Origin of the sequence: Streptomyces sp. NPDC056160 (assembly GCF_042268205.1) — a bacterium.
In the GTDB taxonomy this organism is placed as follows: Bacteria; Actinomycetota; Actinomycetes; order Streptomycetales; family Streptomycetaceae; genus Streptomyces.
Genome location: NZ_JBHJUW010000033.1, coordinates 1 through 19868, shown reverse-complemented (window position 1 = coordinate 19868; position 19868 = coordinate 1). Strand labels below are relative to the sequence as shown.

The 19868-nt window shown below is 73.5% G+C and carries 18 protein-coding genes; 7 read left to right on the top strand and 11 right to left on the bottom strand.

The genetic code is table 11. The features are described 5' to 3' along the window. Nucleotides 1-2 precede the first annotated feature (2 nt). From ACFC02_RS14990 to ilvA, 3 genes are all read right to left on the bottom strand, one after another. Entirely contained in the window at nt 3-860 is an 858-nt protein-coding gene (locus ACFC02_RS14990) for an ABC transporter permease (RefSeq protein WP_376356567.1), read from the bottom strand. Then, nucleotides 857-1879 carry an ATP-binding cassette domain-containing protein gene (locus ACFC02_RS14985; RefSeq protein WP_376356565.1) on the bottom strand — a complete coding sequence of 341 codons (1023 nt, stop codon included), beginning with the start codon at nt 1877-1879 and terminating at the stop codon, nt 857-859. The genes ACFC02_RS14990 and ACFC02_RS14985 overlap by 4 nt, the downstream gene beginning before the upstream one ends. Nucleotides 1880-2017: 138 nt before the next feature. Further along, nucleotides 2018-3265, bottom strand: coding sequence for a threonine ammonia-lyase (gene ilvA / locus ACFC02_RS14980; RefSeq protein ID WP_376356563.1), 1248 nt, complete (start codon nt 3263-3265; stop codon nt 2018-2020). A gap of 143 nt (nt 3266-3408) precedes the next feature. On the opposite strand from ilvA, the gene ACFC02_RS14975 reads away from it, so the two are divergent. The 3 genes from ACFC02_RS14975 (at nt 3409) to ACFC02_RS14965 (ending at nt 4974) form a co-directional block, all read left to right on the top strand. Then, nucleotides 3409-3933 (top strand): MarR family winged helix-turn-helix transcriptional regulator, encoded by a 525-nt coding sequence (locus tag ACFC02_RS14975; protein ID WP_376356561.1) that lies wholly within the window; start codon nt 3409-3411, stop codon nt 3931-3933. A 234-nt stretch (nt 3934-4167) separates the two neighbouring features. Next, nucleotides 4168-4671, top strand: a complete 504-nt coding sequence (locus ACFC02_RS14970) for a sigma factor-like helix-turn-helix DNA-binding protein (protein ID WP_376356559.1) — start codon at nt 4168-4170, stop codon at nt 4669-4671. A gap of 54 nt (nt 4672-4725) precedes the next feature. Then, nucleotides 4726-4974, top strand: a complete 249-nt coding sequence (locus ACFC02_RS14965; RefSeq protein WP_376356557.1) for a hypothetical protein — start codon at nt 4726-4728, stop codon at nt 4972-4974. A gap of 38 nt (nt 4975-5012) precedes the next feature. On the opposite strand, the gene ACFC02_RS14960 is transcribed toward ACFC02_RS14965, so the two are convergent. Beyond that, nucleotides 5013-6167 (bottom strand): cystathionine gamma-synthase, encoded by a 1155-nt coding sequence (locus tag ACFC02_RS14960; protein WP_376356555.1) that lies wholly within the window; start codon nt 6165-6167, stop codon nt 5013-5015. A 195-nt stretch (nt 6168-6362) separates the two neighbouring features. Between ACFC02_RS14960 and ACFC02_RS14955 the strand changes: the two genes are divergently transcribed. Continuing rightward, nucleotides 6363-7481 carry a hypothetical protein gene (locus tag ACFC02_RS14955; RefSeq protein WP_376356553.1) on the top strand — a complete coding sequence of 373 codons (1119 nt, stop codon included), beginning with the start codon at nt 6363-6365 and terminating at the stop codon, nt 7479-7481. A gap of 195 nt (nt 7482-7676) precedes the next feature. On the opposite strand, the gene ACFC02_RS14950 is transcribed toward ACFC02_RS14955, so the two are convergent. After that, the gene (locus tag ACFC02_RS14950) at nt 7677-8717 is read right to left on the bottom strand and encodes an NAD(P)-dependent alcohol dehydrogenase (protein WP_376356552.1); all 1041 of its coding nucleotides are present in this window, start codon (nt 8715-8717) and stop codon (nt 7677-7679) included. Between the two features lie 169 nt (nt 8718-8886). Here ACFC02_RS14950 and ACFC02_RS14945 point away from each other — a divergent pair, with 169 nt between their 5' ends. Next, on the top strand, nt 8887-9897 hold the full coding sequence (locus ACFC02_RS14945; protein ID WP_376356550.1) for a helix-turn-helix domain-containing protein: 1011 nt from the start codon (nt 8887-8889) through the stop codon (nt 9895-9897). A 73-nt stretch (nt 9898-9970) separates the two neighbouring features. Here ACFC02_RS14945 and ACFC02_RS14940 read toward each other — a convergent pair whose 3' ends face one another. Further along, nucleotides 9971-11218 (bottom strand): Ig-like domain-containing protein, encoded by a 1248-nt coding sequence (locus ACFC02_RS14940; protein WP_376356548.1) that lies wholly within the window; start codon nt 11216-11218, stop codon nt 9971-9973. A 533-nt stretch (nt 11219-11751) separates the two neighbouring features. Here ACFC02_RS14940 and ACFC02_RS14935 point away from each other — a divergent pair. Beyond that, nucleotides 11752-12150, top strand: coding sequence for an LAETG motif-containing sortase-dependent surface protein (locus tag ACFC02_RS14935; protein WP_376356546.1), 399 nt, complete (start codon nt 11752-11754; stop codon nt 12148-12150). 67 nt (nt 12151-12217) lie between these two features. On the opposite strand, the gene hutH is transcribed toward ACFC02_RS14935, so the two are convergent. The 3 genes from hutH to ACFC02_RS14920 form a co-directional block, all read right to left on the bottom strand. Beyond that, the gene (hutH, locus tag ACFC02_RS14930) at nt 12218-13756 is read right to left on the bottom strand and encodes a histidine ammonia-lyase (RefSeq protein ID WP_376356652.1); all 1539 of its coding nucleotides are present in this window, start codon (nt 13754-13756) and stop codon (nt 12218-12220) included. A 166-nt stretch (nt 13757-13922) separates the two neighbouring features. Next, nucleotides 13923-15074, bottom strand: a complete 1152-nt coding sequence (locus ACFC02_RS14925) for a diguanylate cyclase domain-containing protein (RefSeq protein WP_376356543.1) — start codon at nt 15072-15074, stop codon at nt 13923-13925. A gap of 124 nt (nt 15075-15198) precedes the next feature. Then, entirely contained in the window at nt 15199-15993 is a 795-nt protein-coding gene (locus tag ACFC02_RS14920; protein WP_376356541.1) for an enoyl-CoA hydratase/isomerase family protein, read from the bottom strand. A 203-nt stretch (nt 15994-16196) separates the two neighbouring features. Between ACFC02_RS14920 and ACFC02_RS14915 the strand changes: the two genes are divergently transcribed. Continuing rightward, nucleotides 16197-16967 (top strand): hypothetical protein, encoded by a 771-nt coding sequence (locus ACFC02_RS14915; RefSeq protein WP_376356539.1) that lies wholly within the window; start codon nt 16197-16199, stop codon nt 16965-16967. A gap of 141 nt (nt 16968-17108) precedes the next feature. Here the strand turns inward: ACFC02_RS14915 and ACFC02_RS14910 are convergent, their stop codons facing one another. Together ACFC02_RS14910 and ACFC02_RS14905 are read right to left on the bottom strand one after the other, a co-directional pair. After that, nucleotides 17109-18248 carry an adenylate/guanylate cyclase domain-containing protein gene (locus ACFC02_RS14910; RefSeq protein ID WP_376356537.1) on the bottom strand — a complete coding sequence of 380 codons (1140 nt, stop codon included), beginning with the start codon at nt 18246-18248 and terminating at the stop codon, nt 17109-17111. Nucleotides 18249-18729: 481 nt separating this feature from the next. Continuing rightward, nucleotides 18730-19635: a biotin--[acetyl-CoA-carboxylase] ligase gene (locus ACFC02_RS14905; protein ID WP_376356535.1), complete on the bottom strand. Its 906-nt coding sequence runs from the start codon at nt 19633-19635 to the stop codon at nt 18730-18732. Between the last annotated feature and the right edge of the window lie 233 nt (nt 19636-19868).

Below are 19868 nucleotides of genomic sequence, written 5' to 3'. Positions count from 1 at the left end.
ACTCAGGCCGTGGCCGAGCGGTACTTGCGCACCGCCCAGGTCCGGAAGACGAGGATGATCAGGGCCGAGCAGATCAGCGAGGCCCACACCGGGTGCTCCATGGGCCAGGCCGTCGAGTGCGACTGCCCCGGGTTGCCGAAGAGCACGCGGCACGCCTGGACGGTCGCGCTGAACGGGTTCCACTCGGCTATGTGCCGCAGCCACGGTGTCATCCGGCCGGAATCCACGAACGCGTTCGAGATGAACGTCACCGGGAAGAGCCACACCAGTCCACCGGAGGTGGCCGCCTCGGGCGTGCGCACCGACAGGCCGATCAGGGCACCTATCCAGGTGAAGGCGTACCCGAGCAGGAGCAGCAGACCGAAGGCGGCGAGCATCCGGCCGGCGTTCGTGCCGTGCTCCGAGCCGACGCGCCAGCCGACCAGCAGGGCGACGACGGCGAGGACGAGCAGGGTGAGCGCCGTCTGCACCAGGTCGGCCAGGGTGCGCCCGGTCAGCACCGCACCCCGCGCCATGGGCAGCGAGCGGAAGCGGTCGATGAGGCCCTTGTGCATGTCGTCGGCGATGCCCGCGCCGGAACTGGCGGTGGCGAACGTGACGGTCTGCGCGAAGATGCCGGCCATCAGGAAGTTCTTGTAGGTGCCGGGGTCGGTGGTCCCGCCTATCGTCATGGAGCCGCCGAACACGTAGGTGAACAGCACCACGAACATGATCGGCTGGATGAGCCCGAAGATCACCACCTCGGGAATCCTGGACATCCGGATCAGGTTCCGCTGGGCGACCACGAGGGAGTCGCGGACGGACCGGGCCAGGGCGTTGCCCGGCGCGAGGGTCCGCGCCGGGTCGGTGACGGCACTCACTTGACGGCCTCCTTCTTGCGCCTGCTGTCCTTCGCCGCGGCGCCGCTCGCCCCGGACTCTCCCGTCGAGCCCTCCTTCTCCTTCGCGGCGTGGCCCGTCAGGGAGAGGAAGACGTCGTCCAGGGTGGGGCGGCGCAGACCGACGTCGTCGATCTCGATCCCGCGGGAGTCCAGTTCGCGGATGACCTCGGCCAGCAGCCTGGCGCCGCCCGAGACGGACACGGTGAGCTTGCGTGTGTGTTCCTCGACGGTGGTCTCGCCCTTGCCGAAGCCGCCCAGCACCTCGGCGGCGGTGGCGATGTGCTCGCGCTCGCGCACCACGACCTCGACGCGCTCGCCGCCGGTGCGGGCCTTGAGCTGGTCGGAGGTGCCGCGGGCGATGACCCGGCCGTGGTCGACCACGGCTATCTCGTGCGCGAGGTGGTCGGCCTCCTCCAGGTACTGCGTGGTCAGCAGCAGGGTCGTGCCGCCGGAGACCAGTTGTTTGATGACCTCCCACAGCTGCTGGCGGTTGCGGGGGTCGAGGCCGGTGGTCGGCTCGTCCATGAACATCACCGGCGGGGCGACCACGAGCGCCGCCGCGAGGTCGAGTCTGCGGCGCATGCCGCCGGAGTAGGTCTTCGCGGGCCGGTCGGCCGCCTCGGCGAGGCGGAACTGCTCCAGCAGCTCCTGGGCGCGGGCCTTCGCGGCCCTGGCCCGCATCTGGTAGAGCCGGCCGACCATCTGGAGGTTCTCGCGGCCGGTCAGGTACTCGTCGACCGCGGCGAACTGGCCGGACAGGCCGATCGAGCGGCGCACCTCGTCGGGCTGCCGGAGTACGTCGATACCCGCGACGACGGCCTTGCCGCTGTCGGGCCGCAGCAGCGTGGTCAGACAGCGGACGGTGGTGGTCTTGCCCGCGCCGTTCGGTCCGAGCAGGCCGAGCACGGTGCCCTCGGGGACGTCGAGGTCGACGCCGTCCAGAGCCCTTACGTCACCGAAGGTCTTCACCAGGCCTTCGGCGTAGATGGCGCCTGGCATGTGAGTCTCCACGTCATCAGCGGTGGTCAGGAGTGGTCCGAGACGTTCACACCATAACGCGATGTATCGCGTCCCTCAACGCATTTCACCGAACGAGTGGCGGAGAGGAATCGGAGCCGCGTGTTCCGTCGGGACGGCTCAGGCGATGACCGTGTAACCGGCCTCGCGCAGGGCCTGGCCGACCTCGGCGCAGTGCGCCGGCCCCTTCGTCTCCAGGTGGAGCTCGACCTCCGCCTCCGTGAGCCCGAGCCGCGGGTCGGTCCGTACGTGACTCACATCGAGAACATTGGCATCCACCACTGACAACACCCCGAGCAGCGTGGCCAGAGCCCCGGGACGGTCCGTCAGGCGCAGCCGGACGGCCAGGTAGCGGCCCTGGGCCGCCATGCCGTGCCGCAGGACGCGCTGGAGCAGCACCGGATCGACGTTGCCACCGGAGAGCACCGCCACGACCGGCCCCGCCAAGGCCTCCTCGGCCCCCTTGGCCCCCTGCGTGCCGAGCAGCGCCGCCACCGGGCTCGCGCCGGCCGGCTCCACCACCAGCTTGGCCCGCTCCAGGCACAGCAGCAGCGCGGCCGAGAGCTGGTCCTCTCCGACCGTGCGCACCTCGTCCACCAGTTCGGAGACGATCCCGAACGGCACGTCACCCGGCCGCCCGACCTTGATCCCGTCGGCCATCGTCGTCGGGTTCCCGATCGCCACCGGCCGCCCCGCGGCCAGCGAGGGGGGGTAGGCGGCCGAGCCCGCCGCCTGCACCCCGATGATCCGCACGTCCGGCCGCAGCGCCTTCACCGCCACCGCGATCCCGGCCGCGAGCCCGCCGCCGCCGATGCCGACGACGATCGTGCGCACCTGCGGGCACTGCTCCAGGATCTCGAGCCCCACCGTGCCCTGGCCCGCGATCACGTCCGGGTGATCGAAGGGGTGGATGAAGACCGCGCCGGTCTCGGCCGCGTACTCCTGCGCGGCGGCCAGCGTCTCGTCGACCACCTGGCCGTGCAGGCGCACCTCCGCGCCGTACCCCTCGGTCGCACTGATCTTCGGCAGCGGGGCGCCCTTCGGCATGAACACGGTGGCGTGCACCCCGAGCAGCGCCGAGGCGAGAGCGACGCCCTGCGCGTGGTTGCCCGCGCTCGCGGCCACCACCCCCGCGGCACGCTCCTCCGGAAGCAGGCCGGCGATCCGGACGTAGGCGCCGCGCAGCTTGAACGAACCCGTGCGCTGGAGGTTCTCGCACTTGAGGAAGACCGGCGCGCCCGCCAGCTCGGACAGGTGCCTGCTGCTCTCCATCGCGGTCACCCGCGCCACGCCGGAGAGCATCTTCTGGGCACCCCGCACGTCGTCCAGCGTGACGGGCGGGAAGGACTCAGCCGTGCCGTAGCTCATGATTCGAGTCTCGCAGTTCACGGCCGCGGCACGCCGGTGTGACCAACCTGCGAGACCGGTTTGCGCAGCGCCGGTACGCCCCGGCGCCCGGCCGCGTACCCTGTCCCCCAACCCAGCAGCCCGTCAGAAGTGAGCCTCCGGCCATGCCCACAACACCCGAAATGTCGATGGACATGACGACCGTCGGTGACACCGGTCTCCTCGAAACCCTCCAGCACGAGGTGGCGCTGTTCGCCCGCCGTGCGGAGCAGACCCGGCTCGGCGGGGTCGGGCAGGTGCGCAACTCCATGGACCGGGCCGCCTACCTGCTGCTCAACCGCCTCGACAAGGAAGGCCCGATGGGCGTCAAGGCGCTCGCAGGCAGCATGGGCATCGACTCCTCCACCGTCACCCGGCAGGTGGCGCCGCTCGTCGACACCGGGCTGGTCAAGCGCACCTCGCACCCCGAGGACGGGCGGGCCGTGGTGCTGCAGCTCTCCCCGCGCGGGCTGACGCGGCTGGAGGAGGTGCGTACGTCCAGGCGCCGGCTGATGGCCGAGCTGACCGAGGACTGGACGCCCGAGGAGCGTGCGACGTTCTGCTCCTTGCTGACCCGCTTCAACAGCGCACTTTCCGGCCGCCAGTCGCCGCAGGGCGGCGCGGCCCGGGAGGCGGGACCGGCGTCCTGACCCCAGGCGCACGGGCGGCACGGCGTGCCGACCGCCGCGCCCGGCGCGGGCCGTGGCCGAGCCCCCTTCCGTCCCCCCGGACCGGCCCGGCGCCACATGCCCGCTGCGCGGCTCTTGACCGGCGGGCCGCCCCTGGCCTGATATGAGACCCGGGGGCCGGTCGCACCGGTTTCGCGTCCCGTCGCGCGGGCACCGGGCCCCGTCTTCCGACGATCGCCCTTGGCAGGAGGCGCGGTGCGAGAACGGCAGGCGTCGCACGGCGCGCGCCGGGTCCGGGAGTTCGAGGCGTTCGTCGCGGGCGCGGCGGGGCGGCTGCTGCATGCCGCCACTCTGCTCACCGCGGAGGCCCCGGACGACAACCCGCGCGCGCGGCGGCTGCTGACGCTGGCCCTCGCGCACACGTACGCGCGCTGGGACCGGTTGCGCGGCGAGGACCCCTACGAACGCGCCCGCCAGACGCTGGCCGTCCGGTTCGCCCGCGAGGCGTGGCACCAGCACGGCGTGCGGGTCCGCGCCCGCCCCGCGCCGCCCGGCGCCCTGGCCGCCCTGACGCCGCAGGAGCGGCTGGTCGTCGTCCTCAGGCTGTACGAGGGCGTCGCCGAGGAGCAGGCGGCCGCTCTGCTGGGCCTGCCCGTCGAACGGGTCAGGGTCATCTGCGACCGGTCGATCGCCGCGCTCACCCACGCACCCGCGCGCGGCGCCCCTGCCGGACACGGCCCGAAGGTGGCTCCTTCGTAGTCGGCGCGGGGTCGGTCGGCATCACGGGCACGACGGAGACCAACGGGGGCTGAAGTGAACAGAGTGGAGCGTGAGTCGGCCGTACGGCGGATCCTGGAGCAGACGCCGCCCCAGGTGCCCGCCGAGCTGTACGACGATGCCGTACGCCGCGGGGGCCGCATGCTGCGCCGCCGCACGCTCGCCCGCCGCGCGCTGTTGCTGCTGCTGTGTGCCGCGGCGGTGGCCTTCGCGGTGTGGGCGCTGACGGTACGTCCGTGGGCGGTGCCGCCGTCGCAGACGACCCCGCCCGTGACGGGCTGGTGAGGCCGGCCCCGGCTGCCCGGTCCGGCTGCCCGGCCTGACTAGCCGAGGGCCTGTTGCAGGTCCTCCAGCAGGTCGTCGACGTTCTCGATGCCGACGGAGAGACGGACCAGGTCCGCGGGGACCTCCAGGGCGGAGCCCGCCGCGGAGGCGTGGGTCATGCGTCCCGGGTGCTCGATCAGGGACTCGACGCCGCCCAGCGACTCACCGAGGGTGAACACCTTGGCCCGGTTGCAGACCTGCACAGCGGCCTCCTCGCCGCCCTCGACCCGGAAGGAGACCATGCCGCCGAACGCCTTCATCTGCTTCGCGGCGACCTCGTGGCCGGGGTGGTCGGGCAGTCCCGGGTACAGGACGCGTGTCACGCGCGCGTGCCGGGACAGCATGTCGGCGACCTTCGTGGCGTTCTCGCTGTGGCGGTCCATGCGCACCGCGAGCGTCTTGGTGCCGCGCAGCACCAGCCAGGAGTCGAAGGGGCCGGCGACCGCGCCCATGGCGTTCTGGTGGTACGCCAGCTCGTCACCGAGCCCGGCGTCGCTCACGATCAGCGCACCGCCGACGACGTCCGAGTGGCCGCCCATGTACTTGGTCAGGGAGTGCACGACGACGTCGGCGCCGAGCGCGAGCGGCTGCTGCAGGTACGGCGTGGCGAAGGTGTTGTCCACGACGAGCCTGGCCCCGGCGTCCCGGGCGACCTGGGCGACGGCGGCGATGTCGGTGATGCCGAGCAGCGGGTTGGAGGGGGTCTCCACCCACACGACCTTCGTCCTCGGGGTGAGGGCGGCCCGTACGGCGGCCGGGTCGCTGGTGTCGGCGACCGACCACTCCACGCCCCAGCGGGAGACGACCTTGGCGAACAGGCGGAACGTGCCGCCGTAGGCGTCATCGGGGATCACGACGTGGTCACCGGGGACGAGCAGCGTGCGCAGCAGGCAGTCCTCGGCCGCCAGTCCGGACGCGAACGCGAGCCCCCGCCGGCCGCCCTCCAGGGCGGCGAGGTTCTCCTCCAGGGCGGTCCTGGTCGGGTTGGCGCTGCGGCTGTACTCGTAACCGCCGCGCAGACCGCCGACGCCGTCCTGCTTGTAGGTCGAGACCTGGTAGATCGGCGGGACGACCGCGCCGGTGAGGGGATCGGCGGTGTTGCCCGCGTGGATCGCGAGGGTCTCGAAGTGCTGACTGATGTGCTCGTCGCTCATGGGCCCGAGCGTAGTGCTCCCACGGCGTCGGCGCGGGAGGCAGGGCGCGCCGCCGCCGGGGGCCGGGCCACCGGGACGGTCACCGGGCCCGGCACCAGGCTCGCCACCGGGCACTCCACCGGTCCGGTCGTCGGTTTTCCACAGGCTCAGGCCGCAGGTTGGCCAATTGTCGGCGCGGTCTGGTTCGCTTGAGGCATGGAAATTCTCTGGGCCCTGACGGCGCTGGTGCTGCTGAGCTTCGTGCTGCTCCCGTTCCTGCGGCGCAGGCGGGGCGTCATCGAGCAGGTGCCGCCGGGACACCCGGACGCCGCGGACCCGGCGAACTACGGATTCGTGCGGCAGGAGGAGCTGGACGTCCGCATGCCCGGCCCCGACCAGGACCTGCTGGACGTGCTGGACCTCGTGCAGCGCACCCAGGACTACCGCGCGGCCTCCCAGCTGCTGGCGGGCACCGAGGCGGAGGGCGAGCTGCGCTGGCAGCGCGTGCAGGCCTTCGCCGGCGCCGCCGCGCTGGAGCTCCAGCAGCGTCCGGGCGGGGTCAGCCAGACGCCGGGCGGGCAGTGGCTGCGGGTGTGGCGGGCCGAGGCTCCCAAGGACGCGGGCGGCGCGGCCGTGCACGCCGAGTTCCTGGTCCAGCAGGCGTGGCGGACGTCGACGCCGGGGACGGACGAGTTCCGGATCATCATGGAGGAGGCCAGGGTGTCGTGCGGCGAGGCCGCGCTGCTGGCACCGGGCGACCCGGTCCCGTACATCGTCGAGCTGGCGATCGCGCGCGGACTGTCCTACGCACAGCCGGAGTTCGAGCAGCTGTGGCTGAAGATCCTCGACCGTGCCCCGGCCCACATGGGCGCGCACCTGGCCGCCCTGCACTACTGGTGCGAGAAGTGGCACGGCTCGCGCCGGCTGGCGATGGAGTTCGCCGAGGCCGCGGCCGCCCGCGCCCCGCAGGGCTCACTGCTCGCCGCCATGCCGCTGTTCGCGGTCTTCGAGCACCTTCCCGAGGTGAACCTCGTCCGCGGCTTCTACCAGAGCGAGGTCGTCACCAAGGCCGTCCACGGCGCCCTGCACGCGATCCACGCCGCCCGCCCCGGTGACCCGATGGCCGCGCACGTCCGCCACCTGCTGGTGTTCTTCCTGGTCCGCTCCGAACGCTGGGCGGAGGCCATGGACCAGCTCATACACGTCGACGGCCATGTGGGCGCCCTCCCCTGGACCCTGTCCGAGGATCCGGCGGCGGAGTTCGCCGTCTACCGGGCCCTGGCGGTGGCGGGCTACGAGGCCAACGGCGGCAGCCCGGCCACACTGCCCCACTGACCTGGCATCTGACAGGTGAACCGGCGCACCGCCGCGGCCCGCCCCGCGGTCACCGCCGTCAACGGGTCCACGGCTCCCCGGCCGCCCACCAGCCCCGGCGGGTACGGCCGTGCCCCGGCTGCCCGCCCCGTCCGGGAGGACGTCGGCGAGCGGCCGGGGCGGGGCCACAAGGGCGCGGGCGGGGACCCGGCCGGGTCAGATCGTCGCCGTGTCGATCACGAAGCGGTAGCGCACGTCGCTGGCCTGGACCCGCTCGTAGGCCTCGTTGATCCGGTCCGCGTCGATCAGCTCGATCTCGGCGCCCAGGCCGTGAGCGGCGCAGAAGTCCAGCATCTCCTGGGTCTCGGCGATGCCGCCGATGTTGGAGCTGGTGAGGTTGCGCCGGTTGCCGAAGAGCGCGGAGAGCGGGATCTCGACCGGCTCCTCGGGCAGGCCGACGTTCACCATCGCGCCGTTCGTGCGCAGCAGGGACAGGAACGCGGGGAAGTCGAGCGGGGCCGAGACCGTGTTCAGGATCAGGTCGAAGGTGCCCGCGAGCTTCTCGAACGTCGCCGGGTCGCTGGTGGCGTAGTAGTGGTCGGCGCCCAGGCGCAGGCCGTCGTCCTGCTTGCGCAGGGACTGGGAGAGGACGGTGACCTCCGCGCCGAGCGCGTGGGCGATCTTGACGCCCATGTGCCCGAGGCCGCCGAAGCCCACCACGGCGACCTTCTTGCCGGGGCCGGTGTTCCAGTGCTTCAGCGGGGAGTACGTGGTGATGCCGGCGCACAGCAGCGGTGCGGCCACGTCCAGGGCCAGGCCGTCGGGGATGCGGACGACGTAGTTCTCGTCGACCACGATCTTCTGGGAGTAGCCGCCGTGGGTCGGCTCGCCGTCCCGGCCGACGGCGTTGTACGTCCAGGTGGGGCGGCGGGTGCAGTACTGCTCCAGGCCCGCCGCGCAGTTCTCGCACTCACGGCAGGAGTCGACCATGCAGCCGACGCCCACGCGGTCGCCGACGGCGTACCGGGTGACGCCGGGGCCGACCTCGGAGACGATGCCCGCGATCTCGTGGCCGGGGACCATCGGGAAGATGGCCTGGCCCCAGCCCTCACGGGCCTGGTGGATGTCCGAGTGGCAGATGCCGGCGAACTTGATGTCGATCAGCACATCGAACTCGCCGACTGCCCGGCGCTCGATGGTGGTGCGCTCCAGCGGCGCCTTCGCTGCGGGGGCGGCGTATGCGGCGACAGTGGTCATGCCGAGGGGTCTCCTAGCGGTTGCCGTGCCCGGCTGCCTTCCGGCCGGGCACGTTTTCCAGCGTGCCGCATCGCGTCCCGTTCGCCCAGGTCACGGCTCTGCCTACGACCACTGTGCCTACTACTGGCGGGGGCAGGATGCGGTGCGTAGGACCAGGGATACTGGACGTATGGACGAAAAGCCCGAAACGGTCGCGGCGGGAGACGGAGCGGAGGCCGGTGCCCGGACCGGCGGCGTGGAGGCCGGCCCCGGCGTGGAGGCCGGGGCCCGGGCCGGCGCAGAGGCCGGTGCGGGCGCCGGTGCCGGGCTGGAGCGCCGGGCCGAGCTGAGCGAGTTCCTGCGCACTCGCCGGGCCCGGCTCCAGCCGGAGGACGTGGGCCTGCCGCACTTCGGACGCCACCGCAGGGTGCCCGGTCTGCGCCGCGAGGAGCTGGCCCAGCTGGCCGGGGTCTCGGTGGCGTACTACACCCGCCTGGAACAGGGCAACGGCCGCAACGTCTCCGCCGAGGTACTGGACTCAATCGCCCGCGCGCTGCGCCTCACCGACGCCGAGCACGCCCACCTGACCCATCTGGCCAAGCCCAAGCACAAGAAGAAGCAGACGGCACCGACCCAGCACGTGCGGCCCTCGCTGCGGCAGCTGCTCGACACGATGGAGGGCGTCCCGGCGTACGTCGTGGGGCGGCGCTCCGAGCTGCTGGCGTGGAACCGGATGGCGGCGGCGGTCTTCGGCGACTGGTCCGAACTGCCCGCGGCGGAGCGGAACTGGGCGCGCATGACCTTCCTGAACCCGGTCCACCGGGACCTGTTCGTCGACTGGGAGCAGAAGGCGATCGACATCGTGTGCGCGCTGCACATGGAGGCCGGCTGCTATCCGGACGACCCACGGCTGTCGGCGCTCGTCGGTGAGCTGTCCGTCAAGAGCGAGGACTTCCGCCGCCTGTGGGCCACCCACGACGTCAAGGAGAAGAGCCACGGCGTCAAGCGGCTGCGCCACCCCCTGGTGGGCGAGCTGGCCCTGCGCTACGAGTCCTTCAAACTCGCCGACGACGCCGAGCAGACCATGGTCGTCTACCACGCCGAACCCGACTCCCCGTCGGCGCAGTCGCTGCGCCTGCTGGCCAGTTGGGGTGCGGACGCGGCGCGGTCGGCAAGCGGCAGCCCGGCGCCGTCGGCGTGACGCCGCGGGCCTGAAGCGAAAAAGCCGATGCCGCCCCGGGAAGGGGCGGCATCGGCAGGGGCGGCCGCGCGGATCAGGCGGCGGAGCCGGCCTTCCACTGGGACCAGCTCATGTTCCAGCCGTTGAGGCCGTTGTCCGGGGCGACGGTCTTGTCGCCGGTGTGCTGCACGACGACGACGTCACCGATCAGCGAGTGGTTGTAGAACCACGCGGCCGGCATGCTCGGGTCGTTCGCGCCCTTCTTGTCCTGCAGGCCGACGCAGCCGTGGCTGGTGTTGGCGTTGCCGAAGAGGGACGGTCCACCCCAGTAGTTGCCGTGGATGAAGGTGCCGGAGTTGGTCAGGCGCATGGCGTGCGGTACGTCCTTGATGTCGTACTCGCCCTTGCCGTCGGAGTCCTTGAAGCCGACCGACGCGCCGTTCATCCGGGTCTGGGTGAACTTCTCCGAGATCACCATCGCGCCCTCGTAGGTGGTGTGCTCGGGGGAGCCGGCGGAGATCGGGATGGTCTTGACGGTCTTGCCGTCCTGCTTGACCTTCATCTGCTTGGTCTTGGCGTCGACGTAGGAGACCTGGTTGCGGCCGATGTGGAAGGTGACCGTCTTCTGCTGGACGCCGTAGACGCCCTGGGCGCCCTGCACGCCGTCGAGGTCGAGCTTCAGCGTGACGGTGGAGCCCTCCTTCCAGTACTGCTCGGGGCGGAAGTCGAGGCGGTTGGCGCCGAACCAGTGGCCGACGATCTCCTGGCCGCTGGAGGAGGAGACGGTGATCCCCTTCTGGACGGCCGCCTTGTTGGTGATCGCCTTGTCGAAGTTGACCGAGACGGGCATGCCCACGCCGACGGTGGTGCCGTTGTCCGGCGTGTAGGTACCGATGAAGCTGTGCGCCGGGGCGACCGTGGTGAACGAGGCGTTCTCGTGGGCGGCCCGGCCCTTGGCGTCCGTGGCGGTGGCGGCGACCTTGTAGGTGGTGGAGCGGGCGAGCTGGGCGCTCGGCTTCCAGCTCGTCCTGTCCGCCGATATCTGCCCCTTGACGGCCTTGCCGTCGGCGGTGGTCATGGTGACGTCCGTCAGCGTGCCCTTGGCCACGGTGACGGCGGCGGAGTTGTTGATGGACGCGTTGTCGGAGCCGTCCCCTGGTGTGATCTTGATCTGGGCCTCGGACGTCTGCTGGGCCGCGGCCTTGTCCGTCGTGGCCTGCGAGGCGCCGTCGCCGGTCCCGCCGGCCGCGCTGCTGCTGCCGGAACAGGCCGAGAGCACCAGAACACCGCCGAGCAGAGCGGACGAGGCCATCAGGGCCTTGTGCCGCTTGCTGTTCGTCATCACACGCTTCTCCATCGTTGCCGTATTCCCCAAGACCCCTTGTGTCCCCCGTCCCGAATCATCAACGCTACGACCGTTTCGTCCCGTTCCCCAGGGCGCCCAAGTGTGTGCCTCGCCACGTCGGCGTGGCCGCGGGCGGACGCGCGCGGCGGGTGCGCGGAGCGGTTCGCCCGGACCTTTCGCCGCCATCCTCGCCGGGGCCCTGCCCCGGTCGGGCGGAGTCAGGCCCGGTGGGGGCGGGGTGGCGCCCGACGGGGGGCGGAAGCGGCCGCGCGCGCCGGCGTCCGCCGGGCACCCCGCCGACCGGCACCCGCCGGACCCTCCCGCCCTTCGGCAGCGGATCCGTGTCTTCCGTCACAGGCACGCCACTCGCCCACAGGGTGCGCGCGAATCTACACAAAACGTCATGGAACAGGCGACCCCTTCCAGGAGTCCGTACTTCAAACCTCCCGTGACTTTCCCGTGACCCATGGCGTTCACTAACATCGCCCCACACGGCCAATTCGCCAGTGCCACAAGGGGATCGATATTCCGTGTCAACCGCTCGCCGTACGCTCCTGACCGCCACCGCCGCGGGCACCCTGCTGGGCGCCCTGTGGTTCGTCCCCTCCGCGAGCGCGACGGGGGACACGCCGGCGAGAGCGGTGGCCGACGCGGTACCGACGGCGCACACCACGGACCAGGGACGCGCCGCGCAGCAGGGACGCTCCGCGGACACGACGGCGAACAGGGCCGCGAACGGGCCGGCGGCGACGCGCACCGACACGGGTACGGGCACGGGTACCGAGGACGCCGGCGACACGGGCGGCACGGAGCTGGCCGACACCGGAAGCGTCGACACCACTCCCTACGTCGTCGGCGGATCGCTGTTCCTCGCCGCGGGCGCGGGCTTCGTGGTGTATTCGGTACGCCGGGAACGCCTCGGCGTCTGATCCGCCCGCGAGCCGGCCCGCCCCGGTTCACCGGAGGGCCCGGCTCACCAGAGCGGGCCGCCCGGGCTCAGCTCAGCGGGCCGGTGACCGTCTCGGCCGCGGCGAGGAGGCGGCCGTCGCGCACGAAGGCGTCGGCGGCGGCCAGGTCGGGCGCGAGGAAGCGGTCCGGGCCGGGACCGCCGACCCCCGCCTCGCGCGCGGCGTCGATGACCGCCCGGCTGGCCGGGGCGGGGGCCAGGCCCTCACGCAACTCGACGGCGCGCGCGGCGGCGTACAGCTCGATCGCGATGATCCGGGTCAGGTTGCCGATGGCCGTGCGCAGCTTGCGCGCGGCCGACCAGCCCATGGAGACGTGGTCCTCCTGCATCGCGGAGGAGGGGATGGAGTCGGCGGAGGCGGGCACGGCCAGCCGCTTCATCTCGCTGACCAGCGCGGCCTGCGTGTACTGGGCGATCATCAGGCCGGAGTCGACGCCCGCGTCGTCGGCGAGGAACGGCGGCAGGCCGTGGCTGCGGTTCTTGTCGAGCAGCCGGTCGGTGCGGCGCTCGGCGATGGAGCCGAGGTCGGCGGCGGCGATGGCCAGGAAGTCCAGGACGTAGGCGACCGGGGCGCCGTGGAAGTTGCCGTTGGACTCCACGCGGCCGTCCGGCAGGACGACGGGGTTGTCGACGGCCGAGGCCAGCTCGCGCTCGGCGACGAGGCGGGCGTGCGCGAGGGTGTCCCGGCCGGCGCCGGCGACCTGCGGGGCGCAGCGCACCGAGTACGCGTCCTGCACGCGCGGCGCGTCGTCCTGGTGGTGGCCGGTGAGCTGGGAGCCCTTGAGCACGGCGAGCATGTTGGCGGCGGAGGCGCCCTGGCCCGGGTGGGGGCGGATGGCGTGCAGCTCGGGCGCGAGGACCTTGTCCGTGCCGAGCAGCGCCTCCAGCGACAGGGCGGCGGTGATGTCGGCGGACTTGTAGAGGGTGTCGAGGTCGGCGAGGGCCATGACCAGCATGCCGAGCATGCCGTCGGTGCCGTTGAGGAGGGCCAGGCCCTCCTTCTCGCGCAGTTCGACGGGCTGGATGCCGTGCTCGGCGAGCAGTTCGCCCGCGGGGCGCACGACGCCGTCGGGTCCCTCGGCGTCGCCTTCGCCCATGAGGGTGAGGGCGCAGTGGGAGAGGGGCGCGAGGTCGCCGGAGCAGCCGAGGGAGCCGTACTCGTGCACGACCGGGGTGATGCCCGCGTTGAGGACGTCGGCCATGGTCTGCGCGACCTCGGGGCGGACCCCGGTGTGTCCTGAGCAGACGGTCTTCAGGCGCAGGAACATCAGGGCGCGCACGACCTCGCGCTCGACCCTCGGGCCCATGCCCGCGGCGTGCGAGCGGACGATGTTGCGCTGCAGCTGGGCGCGGAGTTCCGGGCTGATGTGCCGGGTCGCCAGGGCGCCGAAGCCGGTGCTGACGCCGTAGACGGGTTCGGGCTTGGCCGCGAGCGCGTCCACGATCCCCCGGGCCGCCGCGAGGGCCGCCACCGCCTCCCCGGAAAGTTCGACGCGGGCGCCGTCGCGCGCCACGGCGAGAACGTCGGACGCGGTGACACCGGACGTCCCCACCACCACAGTGTGCATATCCATATTCAGGAGCGTACGCAGTGAATGCGACGATGTCACTAGTGGGTGCCGGGGGTGCCCCTTACGCTGTCCCTGGCCTGCGGCCCACGTACCTCATGGACGGCGGGGCCACGTGCCGGTCCCGGACAGTGGCCCTCGTACCTCACGTCCGGCAGTGCGCGCCTCACGGGCGGCGGCCCCGGAAGCGGCGCCGCTCGGCCGGTGCCTCGGGGGCGGGCGAGGGCTCGTCGGCCAGGCGGACCACCGGGTCCCGGGGACCCTCCCGCCCGGCGACGACCGGGTGGTCCGCGCGCAGCGCCTTCGCCCGGTACTGCGCGGCGTCGGCGAGCCGGAAGAGCCGGCGGGCCGAGGGCACCGGCCCGATCGCGTCCCCGGTCGACGCCACCCCGCAGGCGACGCCCTCCCCCAACTCCAGCTCGGCCGCGCGCCCGCACAGTTCGTCGGCCGCCTTGACCACGTCGTCGGCGGCCGGCCCGACCGCGAGCAGGCAGAACTCGTCACCGCCGAGCCGCGCCACGAGCGCCCCCGGCACCGTCGCGCCGCACAGGGACAGCACCGAGCCGAACCGTTCCAGCAGCCGGTCCCCCACCGCGTGACCGAGGGTGTCGTTGACCCGCTTGAGGCCGTTGAGGTCGCAGACGACGAGGCTGACGACGACACCGTCCGCCCGGTGCCGCTCGATGGCCTCCTCCAGCCGTACGTCGACGGCGCGGCGGTTGGCGAGCCCGGTGAGCGCATCGGTGAACGCCAGGCGGTGGGCCTCCTCCAGGCGTTCCGTCTGCGCGAGGCCCGCCGCCACCACGGCGGCGAGGACCGTGGCGAAGTCGGCGTCGCCCCGGTCGAACAAGGGGGCCCCGGTCGAGCGGGCGACGTACAGCTCGCCCCAGGCGCGGCCGTGCAGCACGATCGGGGCGACCACGCAGCAGCCCCGCCCGCGCCTGCGCAGCGCCGCGACCCGCTGGTGGCAGTAGCCGGGCTCGCCCGCGGCCGGGCCCCCGGCCGTCTCCACCCACGCGTCCGGCTCGCCGCCGGAGGCCCACCGCTCGTGCAGGAACTCGGCGATCTCCGGGAACTGGTGCACGGGGTACGTCTCGCCCTGCGGGAACTCCTCCTCCTCGGGCGCCCGGTCCCCCACGTTCACCAGCACCCGCAGCCGCCCGCGCTCGCGCTCCCACACCGACAGCGCGGCGAAGCTCCCCTCCAGCGCCCGGCACGCACCGAGCGCCGCCGCCCGCCACGACTCCCGCGGGGTGTGCGCCGCGGCCATCCCCTGCGCCAACGCCACGACGGCGGCCAGCCGCCTGTTCTCGCCCATCACTCCAGGCTAGGGAGGTTTTACCTGTTTCGGGACATTGGTGGGGCTGTCAGTGGCCATGATCACGGTCCCGGAGCGGGACAGGGACGGCCGGTGCGGGCCGAGCGCCGGCCGCCTGGCACGCTCACTCCCCCGGCCAGCGGGGAGCGCGCTTCTCGTTGAAGGCCGCGACGCCCTCCGCGCGGTCCGCCGAGAACGCCGTCGAGCGCCACGCCGCGTCCTCGACCTCCAGGCCGGCCCGCAGGTCCAGCCCGTGCCCCAAGCGGAGCGCCCGCTTGGCCGCCCGCAGGCCGACCGGGGAGTTCGCCGCCATCCGGCCGCCCAGCTCCAGCGCCTGGGCGCGGTCCCGGCCCTCCTCCACCAGCAGGTCCACCAGCCCGATCTCACGCGCCTCGGCCGCGTCGAGGCGCCGTGCGGTGAAGATCAGCTCCGCGGCGCGCGCCGCACCGACCCGCCGGGGCAGCAGCTGCGTACCGCCGCCGCCGGGGATCACACCCACGGACACCTCCGGCAGCCCGACCACGGCCGTACGGTCGGCCACGATCACATCGCAGGAGAGTGCCAGCTCGAACCCCCCGCCGAGCGCGAACCCGTGCACGGCGGCGACGGTCGGCATCGGCAGCTCCAGTACGCCGGTGTACGCCGCGCGCGCGACCGGCCGCTGCTTCAACAGGTCCGCGTCACTGAAGGAGTTGCGCTCCTTCAGATCGGCGCCGACGCAGAACGCCCGCTCGTGCGACGAGGTCAGGACGACCACGCGTACGTCCGGGTCGGCGGCGAGCGCGGCGCACGCCCCGGCGATCGACCGGGCCATGTCCGTGGACACGGCGTTCATGGCCTTGGGCCGGTCGAGGACGAGTTCCGCGACATGGTCGTGGCGCCGCACCAGCACGAACTCCCCGAACCGCTCCTCACTCATGACACCCTCCCGGTTAACGCGGGTTAACAACACCTGCCCCGATCATCTCAGCCGCGCCCGCGGGGGGAAAGGGGTTCCTTGTCGAGGAGCGGCACCCCGTTCGAGTGACATCCCGGCCAACCCCGGCGAAACCCCTACGCCGCCGCATAACGTGCGTTCGCCACGGCGCAGCAGGGGGCGCGAGCGCAGCGGGGAGGAGCGCGATGGGGACGGACACGACCGGCACGACGCCGCAGGACGCGATAGCCACGGACGACGGCAGCCCGTGCGGCACGGGCGGCCCCGGTGGCCGCACCCCCTCGCACCCGCGCGTCCGCGGGCGGCACCGTCGGCCCCGGCCCCGGCCCCGCAAAGCTCTGCTCACCGCGGGCGGCCTCGCTCTCGCGGCCGGTGTGCTGAGCCTCGTACGGCTGGCTCCGGAGTACGGGCACGGCGGCCCCGGGGCCGCGGAGGCGGAGCCCTACCGGCACGGCGGTCCGGACGGCGGCGCGGCCGGCGCGTCGCACGGTGCCGCCCTCACCGGCGCCGGCACCGCCCCCGGCACCGCGACGGCCGGGACCGGTGGGAACGGGCCCTCCGCGCTCCCTTCCTCCCCCCTCCCCATGGGCGGCGCCGGCTCGGTGGCGGCGCCGGGCACCGAGCCGGCACTGCCCGGCCGGTCCCCGTACGGCACGGGGCTGCTCCCGCCCGCCGGCCCGCCGGGCCCCGAGAGCGTCCCCACCACAGCCCCGGCACCCCGCCCCGGGACCCCGGACCAGCCCGGCGATCACGCCGGTACACCCCGCACGCCCACCACCACGCGCCCCCCGCACGCGCCCTCTCACGCACCGGCCCCGGGCACCCACACCCCGGCACCCCAGGCACCGCCGACAACTTCGCCCCCGTCGTCCGGCGGCGGTGGGAAGGGAAGGGGAAGCGGGGGCGACGGCGACGTGTGCGTCCCGGTCATCGGCCTCTGCGTCGGCGCGCAGTGATCCGCTTCGGCGCCCGCCGACCCACGCCGGACCCGATCGGTCCGCGCCGGTGCCCGATCGGCCCACGTCGGTGCCCGGCACCCCCACGCCGGGCCCTGGAGCAGACGCCGGACCCGGACGAGACCCCGGGCCCGTCCCCGGTCACTGCGCCGGGTCGGCCCGCCGTGTGAGCAGCCAGGGTTCGACCACGCCGAGCCCGCGCACCGGCCGCTGCCAGGTGGGCTGCAGAGCGAAGCGGTACGCCGGCGGTTCCTCGCCCTCCTTCTCCGCCGCGGCGGCGGCCTCGGCCGCCTCCGCCTCGGAGGCCGGGGAGTCGCCCGTCCGGATCAGCTCCTCGGCGAAGGCGCTGTCGACGAGCACGGCATCGCGCGGGGCTATGGACGTCAGCCGCGAGGCGAGATTGACGGTCGTGCCGAACACATCGCCCATCCGGGTGGTCACCGTGCCGAACGCCATCCCGACGCGCAGCTCCGGCATCGTCTCGTCGTTCTCCATGGTCTCGACCAGCCGCAGCGCGATGTCCGCCGCCGTACCCGCGTCGTCGGCGGCGTACAGCACCTCGTCCCCGAGCGTCTTGATCAGCCGTCCGCCGCGCGCGGCCACCAGGTCGGCGGCGGTCGTCTCGAAGGCCTCGACCAGCTCGCCCAGCTCCTCCTCCTCCATCCGGCGGGTCAGCCGGGTGAAGCCGACGAGGTCGGCGAAACCGACGGCCAGGCGCCGGTCGACCATCTCCTCGTCGTCGGCGACCTGCACGACCCGCCCGGCGGAGGCGGCGAGCTGCCGCCGCCAGACGTAGACCAGGAACTCCTCCAGCTCGGGCAGGAGCAGCTCGACGATCGGGTACGTCACCTCGGTGCGCGTCATGCCCGGCTCGGGCGGCTCGGTCAGTCCCTCCAGGAAGGAGTCGATCTGCCACTCGGCCAGGCGGGCGGTGGTCTGCCCGGTGGAGCGGGCCACCTGCACCGCCATCGCCTCGCTGAGCAGCCCCGCCTCGACCAGACCGGCGAGCCGGCGCAGCGCCAGCACGTCGGCCTCGGTCAGCGCCTTGGCCTGGCCGATGTCGGCGAAGCCCATGGCGCGCCAGAAGCGGGAGGCCAGCTCCATGGAGACACCGGCGCTGCGGGCCGCCTGGAAGGGGGTGTAGCGCCGCTCGGCGCCCAGGATGAGCTGTTCGAGACGGAGCGCGAGCGGGTCCTCGCCGTCCTCGCCGGAGTCGGCGGCGTCGGGGTCCACCCGGCCGTCCGCGTCCTCCGTGCCGGAGCCCGTGTCGTCGACGGTCACGCCTGCTGCCCTTCCGATCTGTCACGGTCAGGTATCGACCGGCCTCAACTCTACGGCAGGTGTGCGCCAGCTCACTCCGTCAGACCGGTCCGCAGAGCGAGCTGAGCTGGGCCGTCGCCCGCCGCGCGGCCGAACCGCACGGCCCCGCGGAAGCCGTACGCCCCTCGCCGCGCGAAGTCCGCCACCGCACCCGGAAGCGGCGCGCACCCGCACCCGAGGAGGCACGCACGCCCGGGACCGCACGCACGCCCGGAGGCGGCACGCGCCCCGGGACCGCACGCACGCCCGGAGGCGGCACGCGCCCCGGGACCGCACGCACGCCCGGAGGCGGCACGCGCCCCGGGAGCGGCACGCACCCCGGAGGCGACACGCGCCCCCGGAATCCGCGGGGCTCCCCGAAAGCCTCGGACCCCTGCCTCCCGGAAGGCTCGCACCCTTGCCTCCCGGAAGCCCGGACCCCGGTCTCCCGGCCGCCCCGTGCTCAGGCCGGCCGCAAGTGCACGATGTCGCCGGCGCCCACCGGCTCCTGCACGCCGTTCTCCGTGGCGAGGACGAGCCTGCCGTCGCCGTCGACCGCGACCGCCTCGCCGACCACCGAACGGTCGCCCGGCAGCTCGGCGCGCACCCTACGTCCCAGGGTCGCGCAGCCGGCCGCGTACGTCTCCTGGAGACCCGCGGCGAGCGGGTCGCCCGCCGCCTCGCGCCACCGCCCGTACCACTCCTCCAGCGAGCGCAGCACCGCGCGCAGCAGCGGGTCACGGTCCGTGCTCACCGCCCCGGCCAGGCCCAGGGAGCCCGCCTGCGGCACCGGGAGTTCGTCCTGGCGCAGGGTGACGTTGATGCCGACGCCCAGGACCACACCGCCGTCCCCGGCCCGCTCCGCCAGGATGCCGCCGGCCTTGCGTTCCTCGCCGCCGACGGTGACCAGCAGGTCGTTGGGCCACTTCAGGGCCGTGTCGACCCCGGCCGACCGGGACAGCCCGGTGGCGACGGCGACCCCGGTGAGCAGGGGCAGCCAGCCCCAGCGGGCCACGGGCACCTCGCTCGGCCGCAGCAGCACCGAGAAGAAGAGCCCGGAGCGGGCCGGGGCGGTCCACCGGCGGTCCAGGCGCCCTCGCGCGGCGGTCTGTTCCTCGGCGACGAGGACGGCGCCCTCGGCGGCCTTGCCGGCCTCGGCGCGGGCCACCAGGTCGGCGTTGGTGGAGCCGGTGCACTGCACCACCTCCAGCTCGGACCACAGGCCGCCTTCCCGGACCAGTCCGCGCCGCAGCGCCGTGGCGTTCAGGGGCGGGCGGTCGAGGTCGGACCAGCGGCCGGCCCCCTCGGAGCCGGCGCCCCGGCCGGGCCTGCCGTGGCTGTCGTCGTCTGCTGCATCTCGCGGCGTCATGCAACCCACCCTAGGTGTGGGAAACGCCGCACTGCCGAACAGTGGGGCCCCCACTACTCTACGGATCAGTAACCGTCCCCCCTTTTGAGCAGGCAGGGAGCCGCGATCCCGATGTCCGAGCCGGAAGAGCGCCAAGAGATCGACATCCACACGACCGCGGGCAAGCTCGCGGATCTGCGACGGCGTATCGAGGAAGCCACGCACGCCGGCTCGGACCGCGCGGTCGCCAAGCA